The 17,249-nt window shown below is 30.9% G+C and carries 18 protein-coding genes; 9 read left to right on the forward strand and 9 right to left on the reverse strand.

Annotated elements, in window-relative coordinates; all coding sequences use genetic code 11:
* Positions 1-71: 71 nt before the first annotated feature.
* Both nfo and HRT41_14770 read right to left on the reverse strand, forming a co-directional pair.
* Positions 72-920 carry a deoxyribonuclease IV gene (gene nfo / locus HRT41_14765; GenBank protein ID NQY25283.1) on the reverse strand — a complete coding sequence of 283 codons (849 nt, stop codon included), beginning with the start codon at positions 918-920 and terminating at the stop codon, positions 72-74.
* A 10-nt stretch (positions 921-930) separates the two neighbouring features.
* Positions 931-1,206 (reverse strand): hypothetical protein, encoded by a 276-nt coding sequence (locus HRT41_14770; GenBank protein ID NQY25284.1) that lies wholly within the window; start codon positions 1,204-1,206, stop codon positions 931-933.
* A gap of 198 nt (positions 1,207-1,404) precedes the next feature.
* Between HRT41_14770 and HRT41_14775 the strand changes: the two genes are divergently transcribed.
* From HRT41_14775 to mreC, 7 genes are read left to right on the forward strand one after another with little or no spacing between them, the layout of a single operon-like run.
* Entirely contained in the window at positions 1,405-2,478 is a 1,074-nt protein-coding gene (locus HRT41_14775; protein NQY25285.1) for an epoxyqueuosine reductase QueH, read from the forward strand.
* Positions 2,475-3,518 carry a lipid-A-disaccharide synthase gene (locus HRT41_14780; GenBank protein ID NQY25286.1) on the forward strand — a complete coding sequence of 348 codons (1,044 nt, stop codon included), beginning with the start codon at positions 2,475-2,477 and terminating at the stop codon, positions 3,516-3,518. The genes HRT41_14775 and HRT41_14780 overlap by 4 nt, the downstream gene beginning before the upstream one ends.
* A gap of 48 nt (positions 3,519-3,566) precedes the next feature.
* Positions 3,567-4,010: a 3-hydroxyacyl-ACP dehydratase FabZ gene (gene fabZ / locus HRT41_14785; GenBank protein NQY25287.1), complete on the forward strand. Its 444-nt coding sequence runs from the start codon at positions 3,567-3,569 to the stop codon at positions 4,008-4,010.
* Positions 4,011-4,016: 6 nt separating this feature from the next.
* The gene (gene lpxA / locus HRT41_14790) at positions 4,017-4,808 is read left to right on the forward strand and encodes an acyl-ACP--UDP-N-acetylglucosamine O-acyltransferase (protein NQY25288.1); all 792 of its coding nucleotides are present in this window, start codon (positions 4,017-4,019) and stop codon (positions 4,806-4,808) included.
* Complete coding sequence (gene clpX / locus HRT41_14795; protein ID NQY25289.1) at positions 4,808-6,025, forward strand: ATP-dependent Clp protease ATP-binding subunit ClpX; 1,218 nt, start codon at positions 4,808-4,810, stop codon at positions 6,023-6,025. Before lpxA ends, clpX begins: the two co-directional genes overlap by 1 nt.
* A gap of 15 nt (positions 6,026-6,040) precedes the next feature.
* Positions 6,041-7,069, forward strand: coding sequence for a rod shape-determining protein (locus HRT41_14800; GenBank protein NQY25290.1), 1,029 nt, complete (start codon positions 6,041-6,043; stop codon positions 7,067-7,069).
* Positions 7,070-7,078: 9 nt separating this feature from the next.
* A complete protein-coding gene (gene mreC / locus HRT41_14805) occupies positions 7,079-7,876 on the forward strand; it encodes a rod shape-determining protein MreC (protein NQY25291.1) in 798 nt (265 codons plus the stop codon).
* A 7-nt stretch (positions 7,877-7,883) separates the two neighbouring features.
* Here the strand turns inward: mreC and ribE are convergent, their stop codons facing one another.
* On the reverse strand, positions 7,884-8,492 hold the full coding sequence (ribE, locus tag HRT41_14810) for a riboflavin synthase (protein NQY25292.1): 609 nt from the start codon (positions 8,490-8,492) through the stop codon (positions 7,884-7,886).
* A 149-nt stretch (positions 8,493-8,641) separates the two neighbouring features.
* Between ribE and mnmG the strand changes: the two genes are divergently transcribed.
* Positions 8,642-10,549: a tRNA uridine-5-carboxymethylaminomethyl(34) synthesis enzyme MnmG gene (mnmG, locus tag HRT41_14815; protein NQY25293.1), complete on the forward strand. Its 1,908-nt coding sequence runs from the start codon at positions 8,642-8,644 to the stop codon at positions 10,547-10,549.
* A 130-nt stretch (positions 10,550-10,679) separates the two neighbouring features.
* On the opposite strand, the gene HRT41_14820 is transcribed toward mnmG, so the two are convergent.
* Genes HRT41_14820 through HRT41_14835 form a run of 4 tightly spaced genes read right to left on the reverse strand, consistent with a single transcriptional unit; the run spans position 10,680 to position 13,805 of the window.
* Entirely contained in the window at positions 10,680-11,729 is a 1,050-nt protein-coding gene (locus HRT41_14820) for a multicopper oxidase domain-containing protein (protein ID NQY25294.1), read from the reverse strand.
* Positions 11,729-12,121, reverse strand: coding sequence for a cytochrome c (locus tag HRT41_14825; protein NQY25295.1), 393 nt, complete (start codon positions 12,119-12,121; stop codon positions 11,729-11,731). Before HRT41_14825 ends, HRT41_14820 begins: the two co-directional genes overlap by 1 nt.
* Positions 12,111-12,842 (reverse strand): c-type cytochrome, encoded by a 732-nt coding sequence (locus HRT41_14830; protein ID NQY25296.1) that lies wholly within the window; start codon positions 12,840-12,842, stop codon positions 12,111-12,113. Before HRT41_14830 ends, HRT41_14825 begins: the two co-directional genes overlap by 11 nt.
* Positions 12,843-12,857: 15 nt before the next feature.
* Positions 12,858-13,805: a multicopper oxidase domain-containing protein gene (locus HRT41_14835; protein ID NQY25297.1), complete on the reverse strand. Its 948-nt coding sequence runs from the start codon at positions 13,803-13,805 to the stop codon at positions 12,858-12,860.
* A 172-nt stretch (positions 13,806-13,977) separates the two neighbouring features.
* Here HRT41_14835 and HRT41_14840 point away from each other — a divergent pair, with 172 nt between their 5' ends.
* Entirely contained in the window at positions 13,978-14,403 is a 426-nt protein-coding gene (locus tag HRT41_14840) for an Rrf2 family transcriptional regulator (protein NQY25298.1), read from the forward strand.
* 317 nt (positions 14,404-14,720) lie between these two features.
* Here the strand turns inward: HRT41_14840 and HRT41_14845 are convergent, their stop codons facing one another.
* A complete protein-coding gene (locus HRT41_14845) occupies positions 14,721-15,395 on the reverse strand; it encodes a copper resistance protein B (protein ID NQY25299.1) in 675 nt (224 codons plus the stop codon).
* A 9-nt stretch (positions 15,396-15,404) separates the two neighbouring features.
* Positions 15,405-17,249, reverse strand: a complete 1,845-nt coding sequence (locus tag HRT41_14850) for a copper resistance system multicopper oxidase (GenBank protein NQY25300.1) — start codon at positions 17,247-17,249, stop codon at positions 15,405-15,407.

Below are 17,249 nucleotides of genomic sequence, written 5' to 3' on the forward strand. Positions count from 1 at the left end.
TTATTGTTATACTTATTATATAATAAAAAGATTAATGTTTTGTTTATTAATTATGTATCTGCCCTCGTTTCTTATTCCACCAAATCATAAAGACCTTGAATTTCTTGGGGCCAAATTTCATCATTAATGGTTTCTAAAATTAAGGGAATATCATCCATTCTATCGTCATTCATTAAATATTTAAAACTGTCCCAGCCTATTTTTCCAAGCCCCAAGGAATCATGTCTGTCCACTCTGCTACCCAGTTCTGGTTTTGAGTCGTTTATATGCATTCCCATTAAATACTCAAAACCAACAATATTTGAGAATTCTTCCCATGTTTTATCATAAGTCTCTCGTGTACGAATATCATAACCAGCAGTAAACATATGGCAAGTATCAATACATACACCCATTCTGCTTTTATCATCTACTTTTGAAATAATATGCGCTAAATGTTCAAACCTATAACCCATATTAGAACCCTGTCCTGCTGTATTTTCAATCACCAGTTTTACTTTGGAATTAGGAGTGGCATCTATTACTCTATTTAACGTTTGGGCAATATTATCCAAACACTCTTCTTCACTAATTTTACGTAAATGAGAACCAGGATGGAAATTAAGTCGATCAAGTGTTAAAATATCACAGCGTTCTACCTCATCTACAAAAGCATCAAAAGATTTTTCTCTGTTTTCAATTATAGGATGTCCTAAATTAATCAAATAAGAATCATGAGGTAAAATATGTTTAGTTTGAATACCTGTTTTTTCTAATTCTAAAAACCACTTATCAATTACTGTTGATTCTAAGTCTTTCACTTTCCACTGTCTTTGGTTTTTAGTAAATAAGGCAAATGCTTTTGCTCCAATAACATTTGCGTTGATACAGGCATTAAATACCCCTCCACTTGCACTAACATGTGCTCCAATATATTTCATTTTTTTCCTTTTAGTCTTTTAAAATTTTAATTAAAATGTGATTTTTTTTATCTCTAAATATGATTTTTTTTTCTTTTTGCTCAATTAGTTTTTTGAAAAAGTCTTTTTTATAAGAAGAATGTAAAAACTCTTCATTAAAAGCTTTTGGACTTAAACATTTAAAGGTACTTTTACAAATTCTATCTGCATATACTTTTAGATCCAAAACAAGTGAACCTGCTGAAAAAACTTGCAGCTGTGTGTAAAAAGGGAAAAAAGAAATAAAACCTTTGTCATAAAATTTCATTTTGGGTGTTTTTATTAATATAGTCGCACTCTTAGATAGCTGTGGAGTTTTTGATGCACAAGCAATAAATAGAAAAAGGACAAGAATAAGTCTTAAATATTTAAACATTTTTTCTCTTTACAATCATTTTGAAAGAATTTTACTATAATAGGATTAAATATAGCAGAAAAAACATCCTGCTTTTAAAAAAGGTTTAATTTGTTAGTACATATTTGCTGTTCTGTAGACAGCCATTATTTTTTAGAAAGAATACAAGAAGAATACCCAGATGAAACACTTGTTGGATATTTTTATGATCCAAATATCCACCCTTTTGCAGAATACCAACTAAGATATAAAGACGTTGCATATTCATGTAAGAAACTCAATATTGAATTGCTTGAAGGCCCATATAATTTAGAAGCATGGCTTAAAAAAGTAAGTGGTATGGAATTATTACCTGAAAAAGGCGATCGTTGTACTGTTTGTTATGACGATAGATTAGAAAACACTGTTCAAAAAGCAGTGGAATTAGGTCATGATAAATTTACCTCAACACTTTTAATTTCTCCTAAAAAATCACAAGATAAGTTAAAAATTATTGGAGAAAGACTCACAGAAGAATACAAGTGTGAATTTATTTTTAAAGATTATCGTGCAGGACAAGGTCAAGTATTGCAAGGTATTAGAGTAAAAGAGCATTCTTTATACAGACAAAACTATTGTGGTTGTTTATTTGGCTTAAGTCCTCAAAGAGAATCTCAAGATAAACTAATGGATGAAATGATTAATCCTATTTCCAATCAAATTCTGCCTGAATCAATTGAAAGCAGACTAGAGTTGTATCACAGAAGAGATGAATTAGAAGAAAAAGACATTCCTTACAAAGTAATCAAACAAAAGTTTTTAAATTACAGGCTATTAAGTGCTTTAGTAAAAGTAAATAAAATTGCTGTACCTTCTTATTTTTTATGTTATTCAATTTCTTCCCGTAAAAAATATTCGGGAAGAATAGAATATGAAAGAGGCGATATTGCTTATTTAAATAAAGAAGAAACAAAAATCATTCCTATTGAGATATTTAATGATATAGCAGGTACCAATTATGACAATGTAAAAGCCTTGATGTACGGACCGCCTACTTTTCAAGCAGAATTAAACGCACGAAATAAAATTACTAAAAATCCTTATGGTTTATCCCCTATAATTATAGTAGATAGCTTAAGTGAAGACAAATATGAAATAGAGCTTAATGCAAAAATTTATGAAGATGTAAAAGAAGACATTATATGAAAATTTTGGTTTCAGCTCTTGAAACCTCTTCTAATATCCACTTAAAAGAACTGCTTAAAGAATTTGACGAAACAACTGAATTTTTTGGTATTTTTGATAAAAAACTAGGACCTGCATCTTATGATTTAGAAGAACTTGCAGTTATGGGTTTTGTTGATATTTTAAAAAAATTGCCTTTCTTTTTTAAACTAAAAAAAGAAATGGTTGAACTAGCACGTGAGGCAGATAAAGTCTTACTAATGGACTCTTCTGGTTTTAATCTTCCTTTAGCAAAAGCAATTAAAAAAGAATTCCCCAATAAAGAAATCATTTATTATATTCTGCCTCAAGCATGGGCTTGGAAAAAAGGAAGAATTCCTAAAATTGAAAAGTATTGTGATAAATTATGTTCAATACTGCCTTTTGAAAAAGATTTTTATTCACAAAAAGATAAAATTACTTACGTGGGACATCCATTATTAGATGAAATTACTTCTTATAAAACACAGCAAAGTTCTTCTTCTAGTATCGTTTTTATGCCAGGAAGCAGACGTACTGAAATAACAAATCATATGCCTATTTTTAGAGAATTAATCAAAAAAATTCCTCAAATGGAGTTTGTTTTAATTATTCCTTCGAAATTTGATCAAAATTATATAGAAAAAACCTATGGAGACATTTCTTCATTTACTCTTTCTTCTAATGCCCATGAAAGTCTAAAAAAGGCACACTATGCTTTTATTTGTTCAGGTACTGCAACACTAGAAGCTGCAATTATTGGAACACCTTTTACTCTTTCTTATATTGCAAAAAAACTGGATTATTTTATTGGCAGTCGATTGGTAAAACTTCCCTTTGTAGGTTTGGCAAATATTTTCTTCAATAAGATGGGTAAAGGGCAAATACACAGTGAATTTTTACAAGAAAATGTCACTGCGCAGGCTTTATTTAATGATTATAAAACTATGGATAAATCATTATTTTTAAGTAATTCACAAATTTTAAGAGACTATTTACAACATGGTAGCTCAATAAAAGTAAAACAAATTATCCAAAGCTAATAAAGTTTTCGATAAAATATTGTTTAAAGAAAAAAATAGGATAAATTAATGTTAGATATAATGGAAATACAAGAAATATTACCACACAGATACCCATTCTTATTAGTAGACAGAGTAACAGGAATGGAAAAATCAAAATCAATAGAAGCCTATAAAAATGTTTCCATTTCAGAACCTGCATTTACAGGTCACTTTCCAGGACATCCAATTTACCCTGGGGTTATGATTCTTGAAGGAATGGCACAAGCAGGTGGAATCTTGGCTCTTAAAAGCAATGATTTATCACAAGAAGAACTTAAAAATAAAGTAATTTATTTTATGAGCATAGATAAAGCTAAATTTAGAGCGCCTGTTAAACCAGGAGATCAATTGGTGTATAAAATTGCTATTCTTAAATTAAGAGGTAATTTGATTGTTCTTGATGGAAAAGCATATGTTGATGACAAATTAGTCGCACAAGCTGAATTAAAAGCAATGATAATGGATAAATAAATACAAATGAACAATATACACAAGACAGCGATAATTGAAGATGGAGCAATCATAGGTGATGATGTCACTATTGGTGCCTATACAATTATAGGAAAAGATGTAAAAATTGGGAATAACAATACTATTGCCTCTCATACTTTAATTACTGGATATACCAGTATTGGAGATAACAATAAAATATATTCTCATGCAGCCTTAGGTAGTGAGCCTCAAGATTTAAAATATGCAGGTGAAAAAGTAGAACTAATTATTGGAAATGACAATAAAATTAGAGAATTTACCCTCTTTAATCCAGGAACGTCTGGTGGTGGTTCTATTACAAGAATTGGAAATAACAATTTATTTATGGGTTATGTTCATGTTGCACATGATGTAATCATAAAAAACAATTGTGTATTTGCAAATGTAGCTACTCTTGCTGGTCATGTAGAAATTGAAAACAATGTTGTTGTAGGTGGACTTACTCCCATACATCAATTTTGTAAACTCGGAAGCCATGTAATGATTGGAGGAGGTTCTGTTGTTACTCAAGACATTCCTTCTTTTTGTTTAGCACAAGGAAACCACGCAAATGTTCGTGGTATCAATCTTAATGGTTTACGACGTAAATTCTCAAGAGAAGATATTAATGCAATAAAACTTGCATACAAAGATCTTTTTGAATCAGGACTTCCTTTAAGTGAAACAGCACAAGATTTAATCAAAAATTCAAACAATACTTATGTAATTGAATTAGCTACTTTTGTATCCAATACAAAAAGAGGCATTCCATTTACTAGAAAAACAAAGGAAAATTAATGAGCAAACTTCAATGTGATTTTTGTGGGACAAACGACAGCAACGAAAATCCAATAATCTCAGGAGACAAGGCTTGCATTTGTCAAGCCTGCGTAAGTGCGGCTCATGAAATCATGGATCATACAAAAGAAGAATCTTCTAATCCTTCTAATCTTCCTGTTTTAAGAGAAGAAGTTAAATTATTAACGCCCAAAGAACTAAAAAGTATTTTAGATGATTATATTATTGGACAAAATAAAGCAAAAAAAGTTTTAGCTGTTGCAGTATACAATCACTATAAAAGAATTTTTAGAAAAGATGAAATTGAAGAGGGCATTGAAATTAATAAATCAAATGTTTTATTAATTGGACCAACTGGTTCGGGTAAAACTCTTTTAGCTCAAACTATTTCAAAATTTTTAGATGTTCCTTTGGCTATTGCGGATGCTACTTCTTTAACAGAAGCTGGTTATGTTGGTGATGATGTAGAGAATGTAATTACACGTTTACTTCAAGCAGCAAATGGGGACGTTAAAAAAGCAGAAACAGGTATTATTTTCATTGATGAAATTGATAAAATCGCTAGAATGAGTGAAAACAGATCTATTACAAGAGATGTATCAGGAGAAGGTGTTCAACAAGCTATGCTTAAAATCATAGAAGGTGCAACAGTTAATGTCCCTGCTAAAGGTGGAAGAAAACATCCTGGACAAGATGCCATTCAAGTAGATACTACTAATATTTTATTTATTTGTGGTGGAGCTTTTGATGGGCTGGAAGATATAATCAAAAAGAAACAAGGTGGAAATACCTTAGGTTTCAATCAAGGTCTAAGCACTAGAAAAGATGGGGAAGAACTTTTATCTTTAGTTGAAGCAGATGATTTAGTAAAATATGGTTTAATTCCTGAACTTATTGGGCGATTACATATGATTGCTACTTTAAATGAAATTTCTTTGGAAGATATGGTTCATATTCTAACTGAGCCTAAAAATGCATTAATTAAACAATACCAGCAACTGTTTTCTATGGATGGTGTTATTTTGGATTTTGAAGAAGATGCATTAAAAGAAATAGCAAAAAAAGCAATTGATAGAAAAACAGGTGCAAGAGGTTTACGTTCAATTTTAGAAGAAATCATGTTAGATATCATGTTTGATTTACCTGATTATAAAGGTAAAACAATTACAATTACAAAAGAAGTAGTACTAGACGACAAACTACCAAACATAGCTTAAAGGAGAGATTAGATGATATTAGACAAGCTCATTGGTTTATTTTCAAGCGATATGGCAATTGATTTAGGTACAGCAAATACAATTGTTTCTATCAAAGGAAAAGGAATCATTATTAATGAACCTTCTGTTGTAGCAGTACAGCATGACAGATATGGTACTGACAAAATTCTTGCAGTAGGGCAAGAAGCAAAACAGATGATAGGAAAAACTCCTTTAAATATTCAAGCTGTACGTCCTATGAAAGATGGAGTAATTGCGGATTTTGAAATGACTGAGAGAATGATCAGATATTTTATTGAAAAAGCACATGCTAGAAAATCTTTTATCCGTCCAAGAATCATCATTTGTATTCCTTATGGAATTACACAAGTTGAGAGAAAAGCAGTAAAAGAATCTGCTTTAAGTGCAGGTGCACGAGAAGTATTTTTAATTGAAGAGCCAATGGCTGCTGCAATTGGAGCAGGAATTCCTGTATCTGATCCTTCTGGATATGTAATAGTTGATATTGGAGGAGGAACTACTGAAGTAGGTGTTACTTCTTTAGGTGGACTTGTATTATCTAAAAGTATTAAAGTAGCTGGAGATAGATGTGATAAAGCCATTATTGATTATGTTAGACAAAACTATAATCTTTATATAGGTGAGAGAACAGCTGAAAATATCAAAATTGAAATAGGTACAGCTATTAAATTAGATACTGAACTTAAAATCAAAGTAAAAGGTAGAGATAACTCTGGTTTATTATCAACTATTGAACTTGGTTCTGAAGGTGTTAGGACTGCTATTAAAGAGCCCTTACGAGAAATAGTATCTGCTATTCGCTCAGTTTTAGAGGACATGCCACCTGATTTAGCAGGTGATGTTGTTGATAATGGTGTTACACTAACAGGTGGAGGCGCACTTATAAGAGGTCTTGATAAATATATTGCAGATATTATTAAACTTCCTGTACGCGTTGCAGATGAACCTTTATTAGCAGTTGCTTATGGTACAAGTGCCGTATTAGACGAACCTCAATTATTAAAAATAATATCGAATCAATAAAGTATTCCATTGAATAAAATAGTATTCTTTTTATTTTTTATTCTACTTAGCCTATCTTATATCTTTGATATAGATAGGCAAATTATTCGAAACTTCAATTTTATAAACTCTTTTAAAAACTATTATTATGAAAAAACAATAATAAGCTCAAATTTTATGGATGAATATTTTGAACAAGCCCAAAAAATAAAAAATTATCGAGATGAAAACCTGCATTTAAAAAACTTCCAATACTTGTATGAAATAAATGAGTCAAAATACCAACAATTGTTAGAAGATTCAAAGATAACAAAACAAGAACATAAGATGGAACTTGTAAAAGTATTATCCTATGTTAAATTCAATGATTTTACAAAAGTATGGTTGGATAAAAATAAAACAAATGATAAAATCCTTGCTTTAATAGATGATGAATATGCAGCAGGTATTGTTATTCAATATGATAATAAAAGTTTGGCATTATTAAATGGGAATGAAAAATCAAATTATGCTGTATATATTGGTGAAAATGAAGCACCGGGTATTGTGCATCAAAATAAAAACAATAAAGAATATTTAAAAATTAAATATATACCTATTTGGATTAATATTAAAATAGATGATGAAGTTACTACTTCTGGAATGGATAATATTTTTTATAAGGGATTAAAAGTAGGAAAAGTTGTAAAAATAAATAAAATGGCAGATATGCAAGAGGCTATAATAAAACCCTACTCACAGGTGTATCAAAAAAGATTTTTTTATACCTATGAAAATATAAAAGAAGAAACAGCTTCTAGCTTAGAAACTAAAGAAAAAAAGAAATAAGTTTATTTTAATAAGATGCCATAATCTTATCAACACTATCCCAACTTAGATCATTTTTGTTTTTAAACATATTGTAAATATATCTGGCAAACATATCTGTTTCAATATTTACTTTTGTACCTACTTTGTAGGTATGGAAAAGGGTATTTTTAATAGTGTGAGGAATAATTGTTAATCTGAATGTGTCATTTATTACTTCATTAATAGTTAAAGAAACACCATCAATTGTAATAGAGCCTTTTGGAATAATAAATTTAAGATATTCTTTTGGCAAAGAAATAATAAAATCACTAGAATTACCTGTATTATTAATACTTTTTATTTCTCCTATACAATCTACATGTCCTTGAACAACATGGCCTTCAAAGCGATCACCCATTTTCATGGCAGGTTCAATATGTACCAAACCTTTATAATTATCCATAGCAAGAACTTTTTGTGATTCAGGTGAGAGTTCTACATCAAAAGTATTTTTTCCTAAATTTACAACCGTTAAACATGCTCCATTAATAGCAATTGAATCCCCAATATTAGGACAATACTTAGCTTTTATACTTAATGTACTGTTTTGTAAACTTAAAACTTGGCTCATTTCTCTGATTAATCCTGTAAACACTGTCTGCCTTTTGTGAAATATTCGCTATAATAGCGAAAATATATTAAGAAGCTAATTTTAGCTTATATCTTACTTGCTAAATAATCACAGTTCTTAATAATACAATAAAAAAATACTAAAGAGTTAAAATAGTATTTTATGGAGACAAAATGAGATATGACGTAATAGTTGTAGGAGCAGGACATTCAGGAATTGAAGCCTCTCTAGCAGCGGCAAGAATGGGTAAAAAAACTTTATTAATAACAATGCTTGTTGAACAAATAGGGGCAGCTTCTTGTAATCCAGCAATAGGTGGACTTGCAAAAGGTCACTTAGTACGAGAGCTGGATGCACTTGGTGGTGAGATGGGATTATGTACGGATGCCACAGGAATTCAATTTAGAATTTTAAATGCTTCAAAAGGTGCAGCTGTTCAAGGCAGTCGTGCTCAAATTGATATGGATGAATACCGTTCATATATGAGAAAAGTTTGCCACAATACTCCTAATTTAGAAATCTATCAAGACGAAGTAACTTCATTAATTATAAAAGAAAATGAGGGTGAATATAAAGCCTGTGGCGTTGAAACAAAACTAGGAGAAGAGTTTAAAAGTAAACGCGTTATTTTAACAACTGGTACTTTTATGAAAGGTCTTATTCATATTGGTCAAAAGACCTATGAAGCTGGACGTGCTTGGGAATTACCATCGTCAACTTTATCTACTCAGTTAAAAGAATTGGGATTAAATGTTGGACGATTAAAAACAGGAACACCTGCAAGAGTTGATGGTAACTCTTTAGATTTTTCGGTTATGGAAGAACATGGTGGGGATGAAAAACCTACTCCTTTCTCATTTAGAACCAATAAAGATGAATTTAATCCCAAACAATACCCTTGTTATATAACCTATACCAATTTAAATACCCATGGAACTATTTCTTCTAACTTTGCTCGAGCCCCTTTATTTACAGGTCAAATAAAAGGATCAGGTCCGCGGTATTGTCCAAGTATTGAAGACAAAGTAAATAGGTTTTCAGAACGTGATCGACATCAGTTATTTTTAGAACCACAAACGGCTACATGTAGTGAGTATTATATTAATGGACTTAGCACTTCTATGCCAATTGATGTACAAAAAACAATGATTCATTCTATAAAAGGAATGGAGAATGCAAAAATTGTTCGTTATGGTTATGCTATTGAATACGATTATATAGATCCAACAGAATTAAAACATACACTTGAAACGAAAAAAATTAAAAATCTTTATAATGCAGGGCAGATTAATGCAACTACTGGTTATGAAGAAGCCGCAGCACAGGGCTTGATGGCAGGAATTAATGCTTGTTTATCTATTGATAAAAAAGAGCCTTTTATTCTACGACGGGATGAAGCGTATATTGGGGTTTTAATTGATGATTTAGTAACAAAAGGGACAACTGAACCTTATAGAATGTTTACTTCAAGAGCAGAGTATCGTCTTTTATTAAGAGAAGAAGGTGCAGATATAAGACTTAGCGCTTATGGACATCAATTTGGTCTTATAAATGATGAAACGCTGGAGAAAGTAAAAATAAAAGAAAAAACTATTTTAGATGCAGTTGATTTAATGAAAGAACAATGGTTTACTTCAAAAAAAGAAAACTTAGAATTATTAGAAGCCTTGGGTCAAGATAGAATTAAAGATAAAGTTTTATTATTGGATATTGTAGGACGATCAACTGTTACGGTTAAAGATCTTGATGTTTTAGTTCCTTCTTTAAAACCATTAAATACTTATATAAAAGAACAAATTATAATAGAAGCAAAATATTATAGATATGTTCAAAAACAAAAAAAACAAATTGATAAAATGAAAAAGTTACTTAAAATGAAAATTCCAAGTGATTTCTCTTATATAGGTATTCCAGGACTTTCAAATGAAGCAGTAGAAAAACTAGAGAAGTTTAAACCCCCTACTTTATTTAATGCAAGTGAAATATCGGGAATTACTCCAGCTGCTTTAGATATTATTCATTTGTATATTGATTTACGATGTAAGAAACAAGATAAATCTATAATAAGAAACAAAAAATGATAAGATAGATTCATACTCAAAATTTAAAAATTCTGAGATAAGATAAATGAGTAAGAGTTCATATGAGAAAAAATAGAACTTGACTTTATAAAGTTTGAAAGAAAAATGACTCTCAAACGTTTACTAAATATTAGTTTTTCTTTTTTTTCTTTCTCTTTTTTCTCTTTTCTTTTTTTAATGGATCAAGTTTAAAATAAGCAGTATTATGAATTCCATAAGGTTTTTTCATACTTTCACTTAAAAAATAATCCGGTCTTTCTTGCTGATCTTTCCATACATACCACTCAGGTTTTTCTACACCTTCATATTCTATAATAAGAACGGAGCCTCCTGGCATTTTCCCATTATTTGAGGTATGGTGCTCTATATGATCGTGGTTAAGCCATAGTCCTGGATTATCCATTCGAACGATAACATCTATTCTCTCTCCTTCAAGTAAAGGAACTACATCTGCCCAATAGGGATTATCTAGGGGCAAGCCATCTTTGTGTGTCACCCACATATCATGGCCGTGCGTATGAAATGCCACATTTGAGGAAACTGCAAGTAATCTAATTCTTAATACGTCACCTTCTTTAACTTTTAAAGGAGCATTTGATGGGAAAGCTTTTCCATTAATTGAGTGATAGTCATTCACATCTCTTGGATGTCCACCTTTTCCATATTCATTAGCAACTTCTGAATCCCATCCTGAAAATGCCATAATCACTTCTTTTGTCACTTCTTTTTCAAGAGGCGTTGGCTTTAGTGGGTCCACAATTAACATTCCCCACATACCTCTTAAACCAACATGTTCTGGTACATTTACATGACAGTGATACCATAATGTTCCAGGTTTATCTGCTTTAAATTTATACGTAAAAGTATCTCCTGGTTCTATTGGCATTTGAGTTACTCCGGGAACTCCATCCATTTTCCATGAATTTTTTTGATAAACACCATGCCAATGGACTGTATGTTGTAAAGCTGTCTTATTTATAACCGTTACTTCTAAATCGTCACCTTCTTTTACATGAATAAGAGGACCAGGTACTTGACCATTAAATCCCCATGCTTTTGATTTAAAAGTTGGAGTTACTTGTACCGTACCTTCCTCTATCGTCATATCAAACTTATGTACCTGTGCAAATAAAGTGCTGCTAGTAAATAAGAATGAAAATATTATATATTTTAGTTTCATTATTTTTCTCCTTCATCTGAACAACAGACATCTCTTAAATAAACTACGATTGCATCAATTTGTTTATCACTTAAATTGGCCTCCCATGCAGGCATTAAAGCTGATTTACTAACAGCCTTCCCACCATATTTAATGGCTTTAAATAAATCTGCATCACTTCTTGTAATCATCTCTTTTTTATCGGTATGATCTTTTGGTAAAACACTCATATCTTCAACATTGATGCCATAACCATCACCTGTTATTCCATGACATTGAACACAATATACTTGGTAAAGTTGTTTCCCTAGATATTTATCACTCTTATTGTCATTTAATTTTTCAGAAGCAAATCCATAGACATTTGCAAGTATCATGATACTTATAATGCTTCGTTTTAATTTATTTGTCATTACTTTCTCCTATTACTTTTAAATAATCTACAAGCTTTTGAATTTTTGAATCTTTTAAATGTTTATTAGGCATCATGGTAAATTTATCCCAAAGTTGTGGCTCTTTTAAATAAGACACTATATATTTAGCTTGCAATCTATTCCATGCAGTATAAAGTTCAGGGCCAGAACGCCCTCCTTCAGTAGAACTGTCTTTATGACAAGACAGACATCCTTGAAATTTTGCAAAATTCATTCTTCCTGAAGATTTTGAAATCTTTTTGGCTTTATAGCTTACTTTGTCGATTAAATCTTGATGTGCCTTTAAAGTCATTAAATATTGTGCCACTTCTTTGGCTTTTTTTTGTGACAGTTTCATATGTTTAGGTAAAGTTTTTTCATCAATAATATCACCCTCATCGGTCACAATCGTATGATTAGGAGGAAATGAACCACCAGGTCTAATTGTTACTGGGTTTTGTAACCAATTAATCAACCACGATTCATTGTATTTATTACCTGCGTAATATAAAGGGGATCCCTTTCTCTCTAATCTTTGAGTGAAGTCTGTCTCAACTTTCTTAAATGAATGACAAGAAGCACAATCGTTTTTTACTGTAGTTCTGATATCTGCATATGATATGTTAAAAGCAAATAATATAAGTACAGCTATTTTTGTTATTATTTTCATATTTTTTCCTATCCTATTATCATAAGTCATCAAATGATATGGCTTACGCATAAATTAACCTCTCGCCTATTCTTCTCGTAGAACTAAATTACCATCTTGGCCTTTTTTACCATCATAATCTTCATGATTCATTAAAACAGTGATTGCTCCGTTTAATGCTCTTTTCATTCTATGATTTACCAAAGCATTGTTAGTATCTTTACCCTTTGGACTAATAAGGTCAAACACCATTCCATGTGCAGGTGCAACATCAACAGTTTGCATACCATATTTAATGTTCTTTGGATTACCATTATCATAAACTCTGTCCCAAATTCCTGCAATTGGGTGAAATGCTACTGATTCATTAATATTTGCATTTACAAAAAATATTCTAACTCTCTCACCTGGTTTTGACTCTAATGTTAAACTTGCATCTGAATCATGAACGGGATCATAATGAAATACCTTTCCATTAATTAAAGATGCCTTCCAGCCCTTACCCATAGTGATATCATTTGGTTTTGTACCTGCCTCAAATAAGTCACCTTCAACAATTACATATTCTCTATCTGGTTTTGGATAATCTTCGGTATACCCATCTTTTGGATCAACGATAATTACTCCATACATTCCCCTTGCAATATGTTCACTCATAGCAGATGCCCCACAATGGTAAATAAACACACCGGGATAATTTGCTTTAAATGTATAGTTCTTAGATTTTCCAGGTTTAATTTCTGAAAACTCATCTAAAACATCAACTTGTGCTGCATGAAAATCCATCGAGTGACTTTGTTTATTAGACTTTAGATTAATTAAATTAAAATTAACTGTGTCTCCTTGTTTTACGCGCACAACTGGACCTGGAATTGTTCCTCCAAAAGTCCACATCATTTGTTTTGTACCTTTATTATCAATCTCTATTTCCAGTTCTTGAACAGTAATGTCAACGTTAACTTCTTTAGCTAATACATTTTGATTCAGCATAAAAGCTGTCATAGCCCCCAGTAATAATTTAGTGCTTAATTTCATATTTTTTCCTTCATTTTATATTCTACCTTGAGGTAGCAATTGAAATACTAGCAAACTAAATATAATTCTACCTTAAGGTAGTAATATACAATTTAAGTTTATTACTACTTTAAGGTAGTAATAAACTATTGACTATGATATACTTATTGTATTAATATCTATGGAGAAATAAATGAAATTAAATGTGACTTCCCAATATGCCATTCGGGTTATTGGTCTAATTTCTGAACTAAACAGAATATGTAATGCAAAAGAGTTATCACTACAGTTGAATATTCCATATAAGTATCTAACAAAAATCATGAATGAATTGGTAAAAGCTGGTCTTATCCTTTCCACGAGAGGAAGAGAAGGAGGATATACTTTGGCAAAAGAACCTTCAAAAATAAGAATACTTGATGTACTTGATGCGGTACATGAAAATATCGAGAACAATGAATGTATTTTAGGAATAGGAGTATGTTGTGAAAATGGACAATGTGCTTTACATGACAGTTGGATAGAACGTAAACAAAGCTTAATAAAAATGTTTAAAGAACAAACCGTTGAAAACTTCTATTATAAAGATAATGAAAAGAAAATTTGCTTAAAAAGATAATATTTTAGCAAAGGTATTGAAAACTTTTAAAGGTATGAAGATAAAACCTTTACTATTTATACAATATTCAAAAGATACAAATTTTATTGCAAGACTTCGTATATATCAACCCCGTCATTTACTTTTCTAAATTCTTACATACTTAAAAAGGAATCTTTATGAAATTAAATAAGCTTAATCATATTGCTCCTGTGAAGGGAAAAAGATATCTAAAATTATTGATTGACGAATACGATTAAAGAAAAGTAAATAACACACATAAAAAAAGCATTCACTTAAGGTGAATGCTTTTTTTTCTTATTCTTAATTAGTTTTACTTAAAACCAAAGGCTAATACCAAGAACTAAACTTGTTGCACTGGAAGAATTATCACCAAAAGATTTATCATATGAAAGACCTATATAAGGTGCAAATTCTTTTGTAATTTCATATTTTAAATTTGCTCCTAAAGATAAAGAAGAAAAGCCTCTTTGTATTTCATATTTTTCATCATCTTTACTATAAGCACTTAGTTCAGAATTTACATTAATTCGTAACTTTTGTGTAAGTAAAAACTCATTTTCTGCACTTGCTCTTAAACCTAAATTTCCATTATCATCTAATAAAAAAGCCGTTCTAATTTCGAAAAAATATGAGCTCATTCCAGAAAATGCCAAAACTCCCCAATTTTTTGTATTTTCTTTGGTTTTATCAATTCCAAGACCGTATTGAATATCCCAATAAGGAGCAATGGCATTTGACCAAACAATTTGGTTTTCACTTTCATTTTCATTTTTTGTTCGCTCACCCTCACTGTAGATATAAATTTTATTTAAATCATATCCCAGCCAAGCATTCATGTCCCATTCGAAGGTTTTGTCTTTATTATTATCGTATTTCATTTGTAAAGCGTCAAAGGTAACTTTATAATTTAAAGGATCATCTTTTCCTGCTGCACTTAAAGATGAAATCAACGCTGCACTTATTATACTTATTTTTAATAACTTGTTCATATTTCTCCCTTAAACCACAATTACTTTTCTAAACATACCCAACATATGATAGAGCAAATGACAATGAAATGCCCACTGCCCTTTTGCATCAACAGTTACTCTAATACTAACTTTTGACCCAGGTTGTACAACAACAGTATGTTTTCTTACCAATTGATTATCTCCTGTTTCTAAATCAGACCACAGCCCATGTAAATGCATAGGGTGATTCATCATAGTATCGTTTATATAGGTGATTCTTAATCTCTCTCCATATTTAAACTCTAAGGGTTTTGACTCGGAAAACTTAATACCATTTATTGACCACATATATCGTTCCATATTACCTGTCAAATGTAAAATGATTTCTCTATCAGGATAATTATCTTCATCACTTGCATTTTTAAATGACTGTAAGTCTGAATATGTTAGTACTTTTCTACCATTGTTTCTAAGTCCAACGCCAGGATCTTCCATTCTATACATGGGGTTTTTAACCTGCATAGTTGTTTGAACACCCCATTTAGTTTCCAAAGAAGTTATAGGTATTTTTTTGCTTAGTTTTCCCGTATATGCTTTTTTAGGCTTCATTATATTTGTTTCTGACATCTTCATTGAATCCATATTCATTGAAGAATGATCCATTTTTGACATATTCATTGAACCCATGTCCATTGGCTCTTGTTTTGTTTTGGGCATATTCATTGAACTCATGTCCATTGAAGAATGATCCATTGAACTCATATCCATTCCCATATCAGCATGGCTTAATACAGGTACTTCATCCATCTTAGGGACCATTGCTAAAACATTTTTATTATATGTCAAATGTCCAATAGCATAACCAGATCGTTCTATACTTTGAGCAAAAATGGCATAAGCTTTTTGATCTTTTGGTTCAACGATAACATCATATGTTTCTGCCGTTCCAATTCTAAACTCATCAACTTCAACGGGTTTAACATTGTTACCATCTGCTGCAACAACTGTCATTTTTAATCCTGGTATTCTTATATCAAAAAACGACATAGCAGAGGAATTTATAAATCTAAGTCTTATTTTTTGACCTTTTTTAAATAAAGCAGTAAAATTAGAAGCAGGATTATACCCGTTCATTAAATAGGTATAAGTAGAGCCAGAAACATCAGATAAGTCTCTATCTGTCATAGACATATTATTCCACATTTTTCTTGCATTAAATGCATTCCAAAGGCCAAACTCTTTCACTTCACTAGCAAAATCTCCAACCGTTCTACCCACTCTATTATAGTAATCACCTGCTACTTTTAATTTTCTATAGACATTTTTTGGTTTTTCATCACTCCAATCAGATAAAGCAATGACATAATCTTCATCAAAAGAATAAGGGTCTTTTTCTTTTGGTTCAATAACAATGGATCCATATACACCCGTTTGCTCTTGAAAACCAGAATGACTATGATACCAATACGTTCCACTTTGATTCAAAGTAAATTTATACGTAAAGGTTTCCCCTGGTTTAATACCATCAAATGATATTCCAGGTACCCCATCCATTTTAGAAGGCAAGATAATTCCATGCCAATGTATTGAACTGTCTTCTTGTAAATTATTTTTTACATGTATTGTAACTTCTTCTCCTTCTACCCATTTTAATGTAGGAGCTGGAAGCATTCCATTTATAGTTGTGGCAAGAACATTGTTACCTGTATAATTAACCATTGTATTATCAATTGTTAAATAAAACTCTTTTCCACTCATTTCACTACATTTTAATGTTTTAGCATAGGTTTTAGAAGCTAATAAAGAGCTAGGAGTTGAGGCTATGATACTTCCTGCAATTATACCTTTGACAAAACCTCTTCTATTTAAATGCTGTACATTTATATTTTGCAT

This window comes from Campylobacteraceae bacterium, from assembly GCA_013215945.1.
Lineage (GTDB): Bacteria > Campylobacterota > Campylobacteria > Campylobacterales > Arcobacteraceae > NORP36.

Coding starts and splice junctions, on each gene's coding strand:
- clpX (NQY25289.1), top strand. CDS start 4,808: ATGAGCAAACTTCAATGTGATTTTTGTGGGACAAACGACAGCAACGAA.
- HRT41_14830 (NQY25296.1), bottom strand. CDS start 12,842: ATGCGTAAGCCATATCATTTGATGACTTATGATAATAGGATAGGAAAA.
- HRT41_14835 (NQY25297.1), bottom strand. CDS start 13,805: ATGAAATTAAGCACTAAATTATTACTGGGGGCTATGACAGCTTTTATG.
- lpxA (NQY25288.1), top strand. CDS start 4,017: ATGAACAATATACACAAGACAGCGATAATTGAAGATGGAGCAATCATA.
- fabZ (NQY25287.1), top strand. CDS start 3,567: ATGTTAGATATAATGGAAATACAAGAAATATTACCACACAGATACCCA.
- HRT41_14820 (NQY25294.1), bottom strand. CDS start 11,729: ATGAAACTAAAATATATAATATTTTCATTCTTATTTACTAGCAGCACT.
- HRT41_14840 (NQY25298.1), top strand. CDS start 13,978: ATGAAATTAAATGTGACTTCCCAATATGCCATTCGGGTTATTGGTCTA.
- HRT41_14770 (NQY25284.1), bottom strand. CDS start 1,206: ATGAAATTTTATGACAAAGGTTTTATTTCTTTTTTCCCTTTTTACACA.
- HRT41_14780 (NQY25286.1), top strand. CDS start 2,475: ATGAAAATTTTGGTTTCAGCTCTTGAAACCTCTTCTAATATCCACTTA.
- mnmG (NQY25293.1), top strand. CDS start 8,642: ATGAGATATGACGTAATAGTTGTAGGAGCAGGACATTCAGGAATTGAA.
- HRT41_14825 (NQY25295.1), bottom strand. CDS start 12,121: ATGACAAATAAATTAAAACGAAGCATTATAAGTATCATGATACTTGCA.
- HRT41_14850 (NQY25300.1), bottom strand. CDS start 17,249: ATGCAAAATATAAATGTACAGCATTTAAATAGAAGAGGTTTTGTCAAA.
- HRT41_14845 (NQY25299.1), bottom strand. CDS start 15,395: ATGAACAAGTTATTAAAAATAAGTATAATAAGTGCAGCGTTGATTTCA.
- nfo (NQY25283.1), bottom strand. CDS start 920: ATGAAATATATTGGAGCACATGTTAGTGCAAGTGGAGGGGTATTTAAT.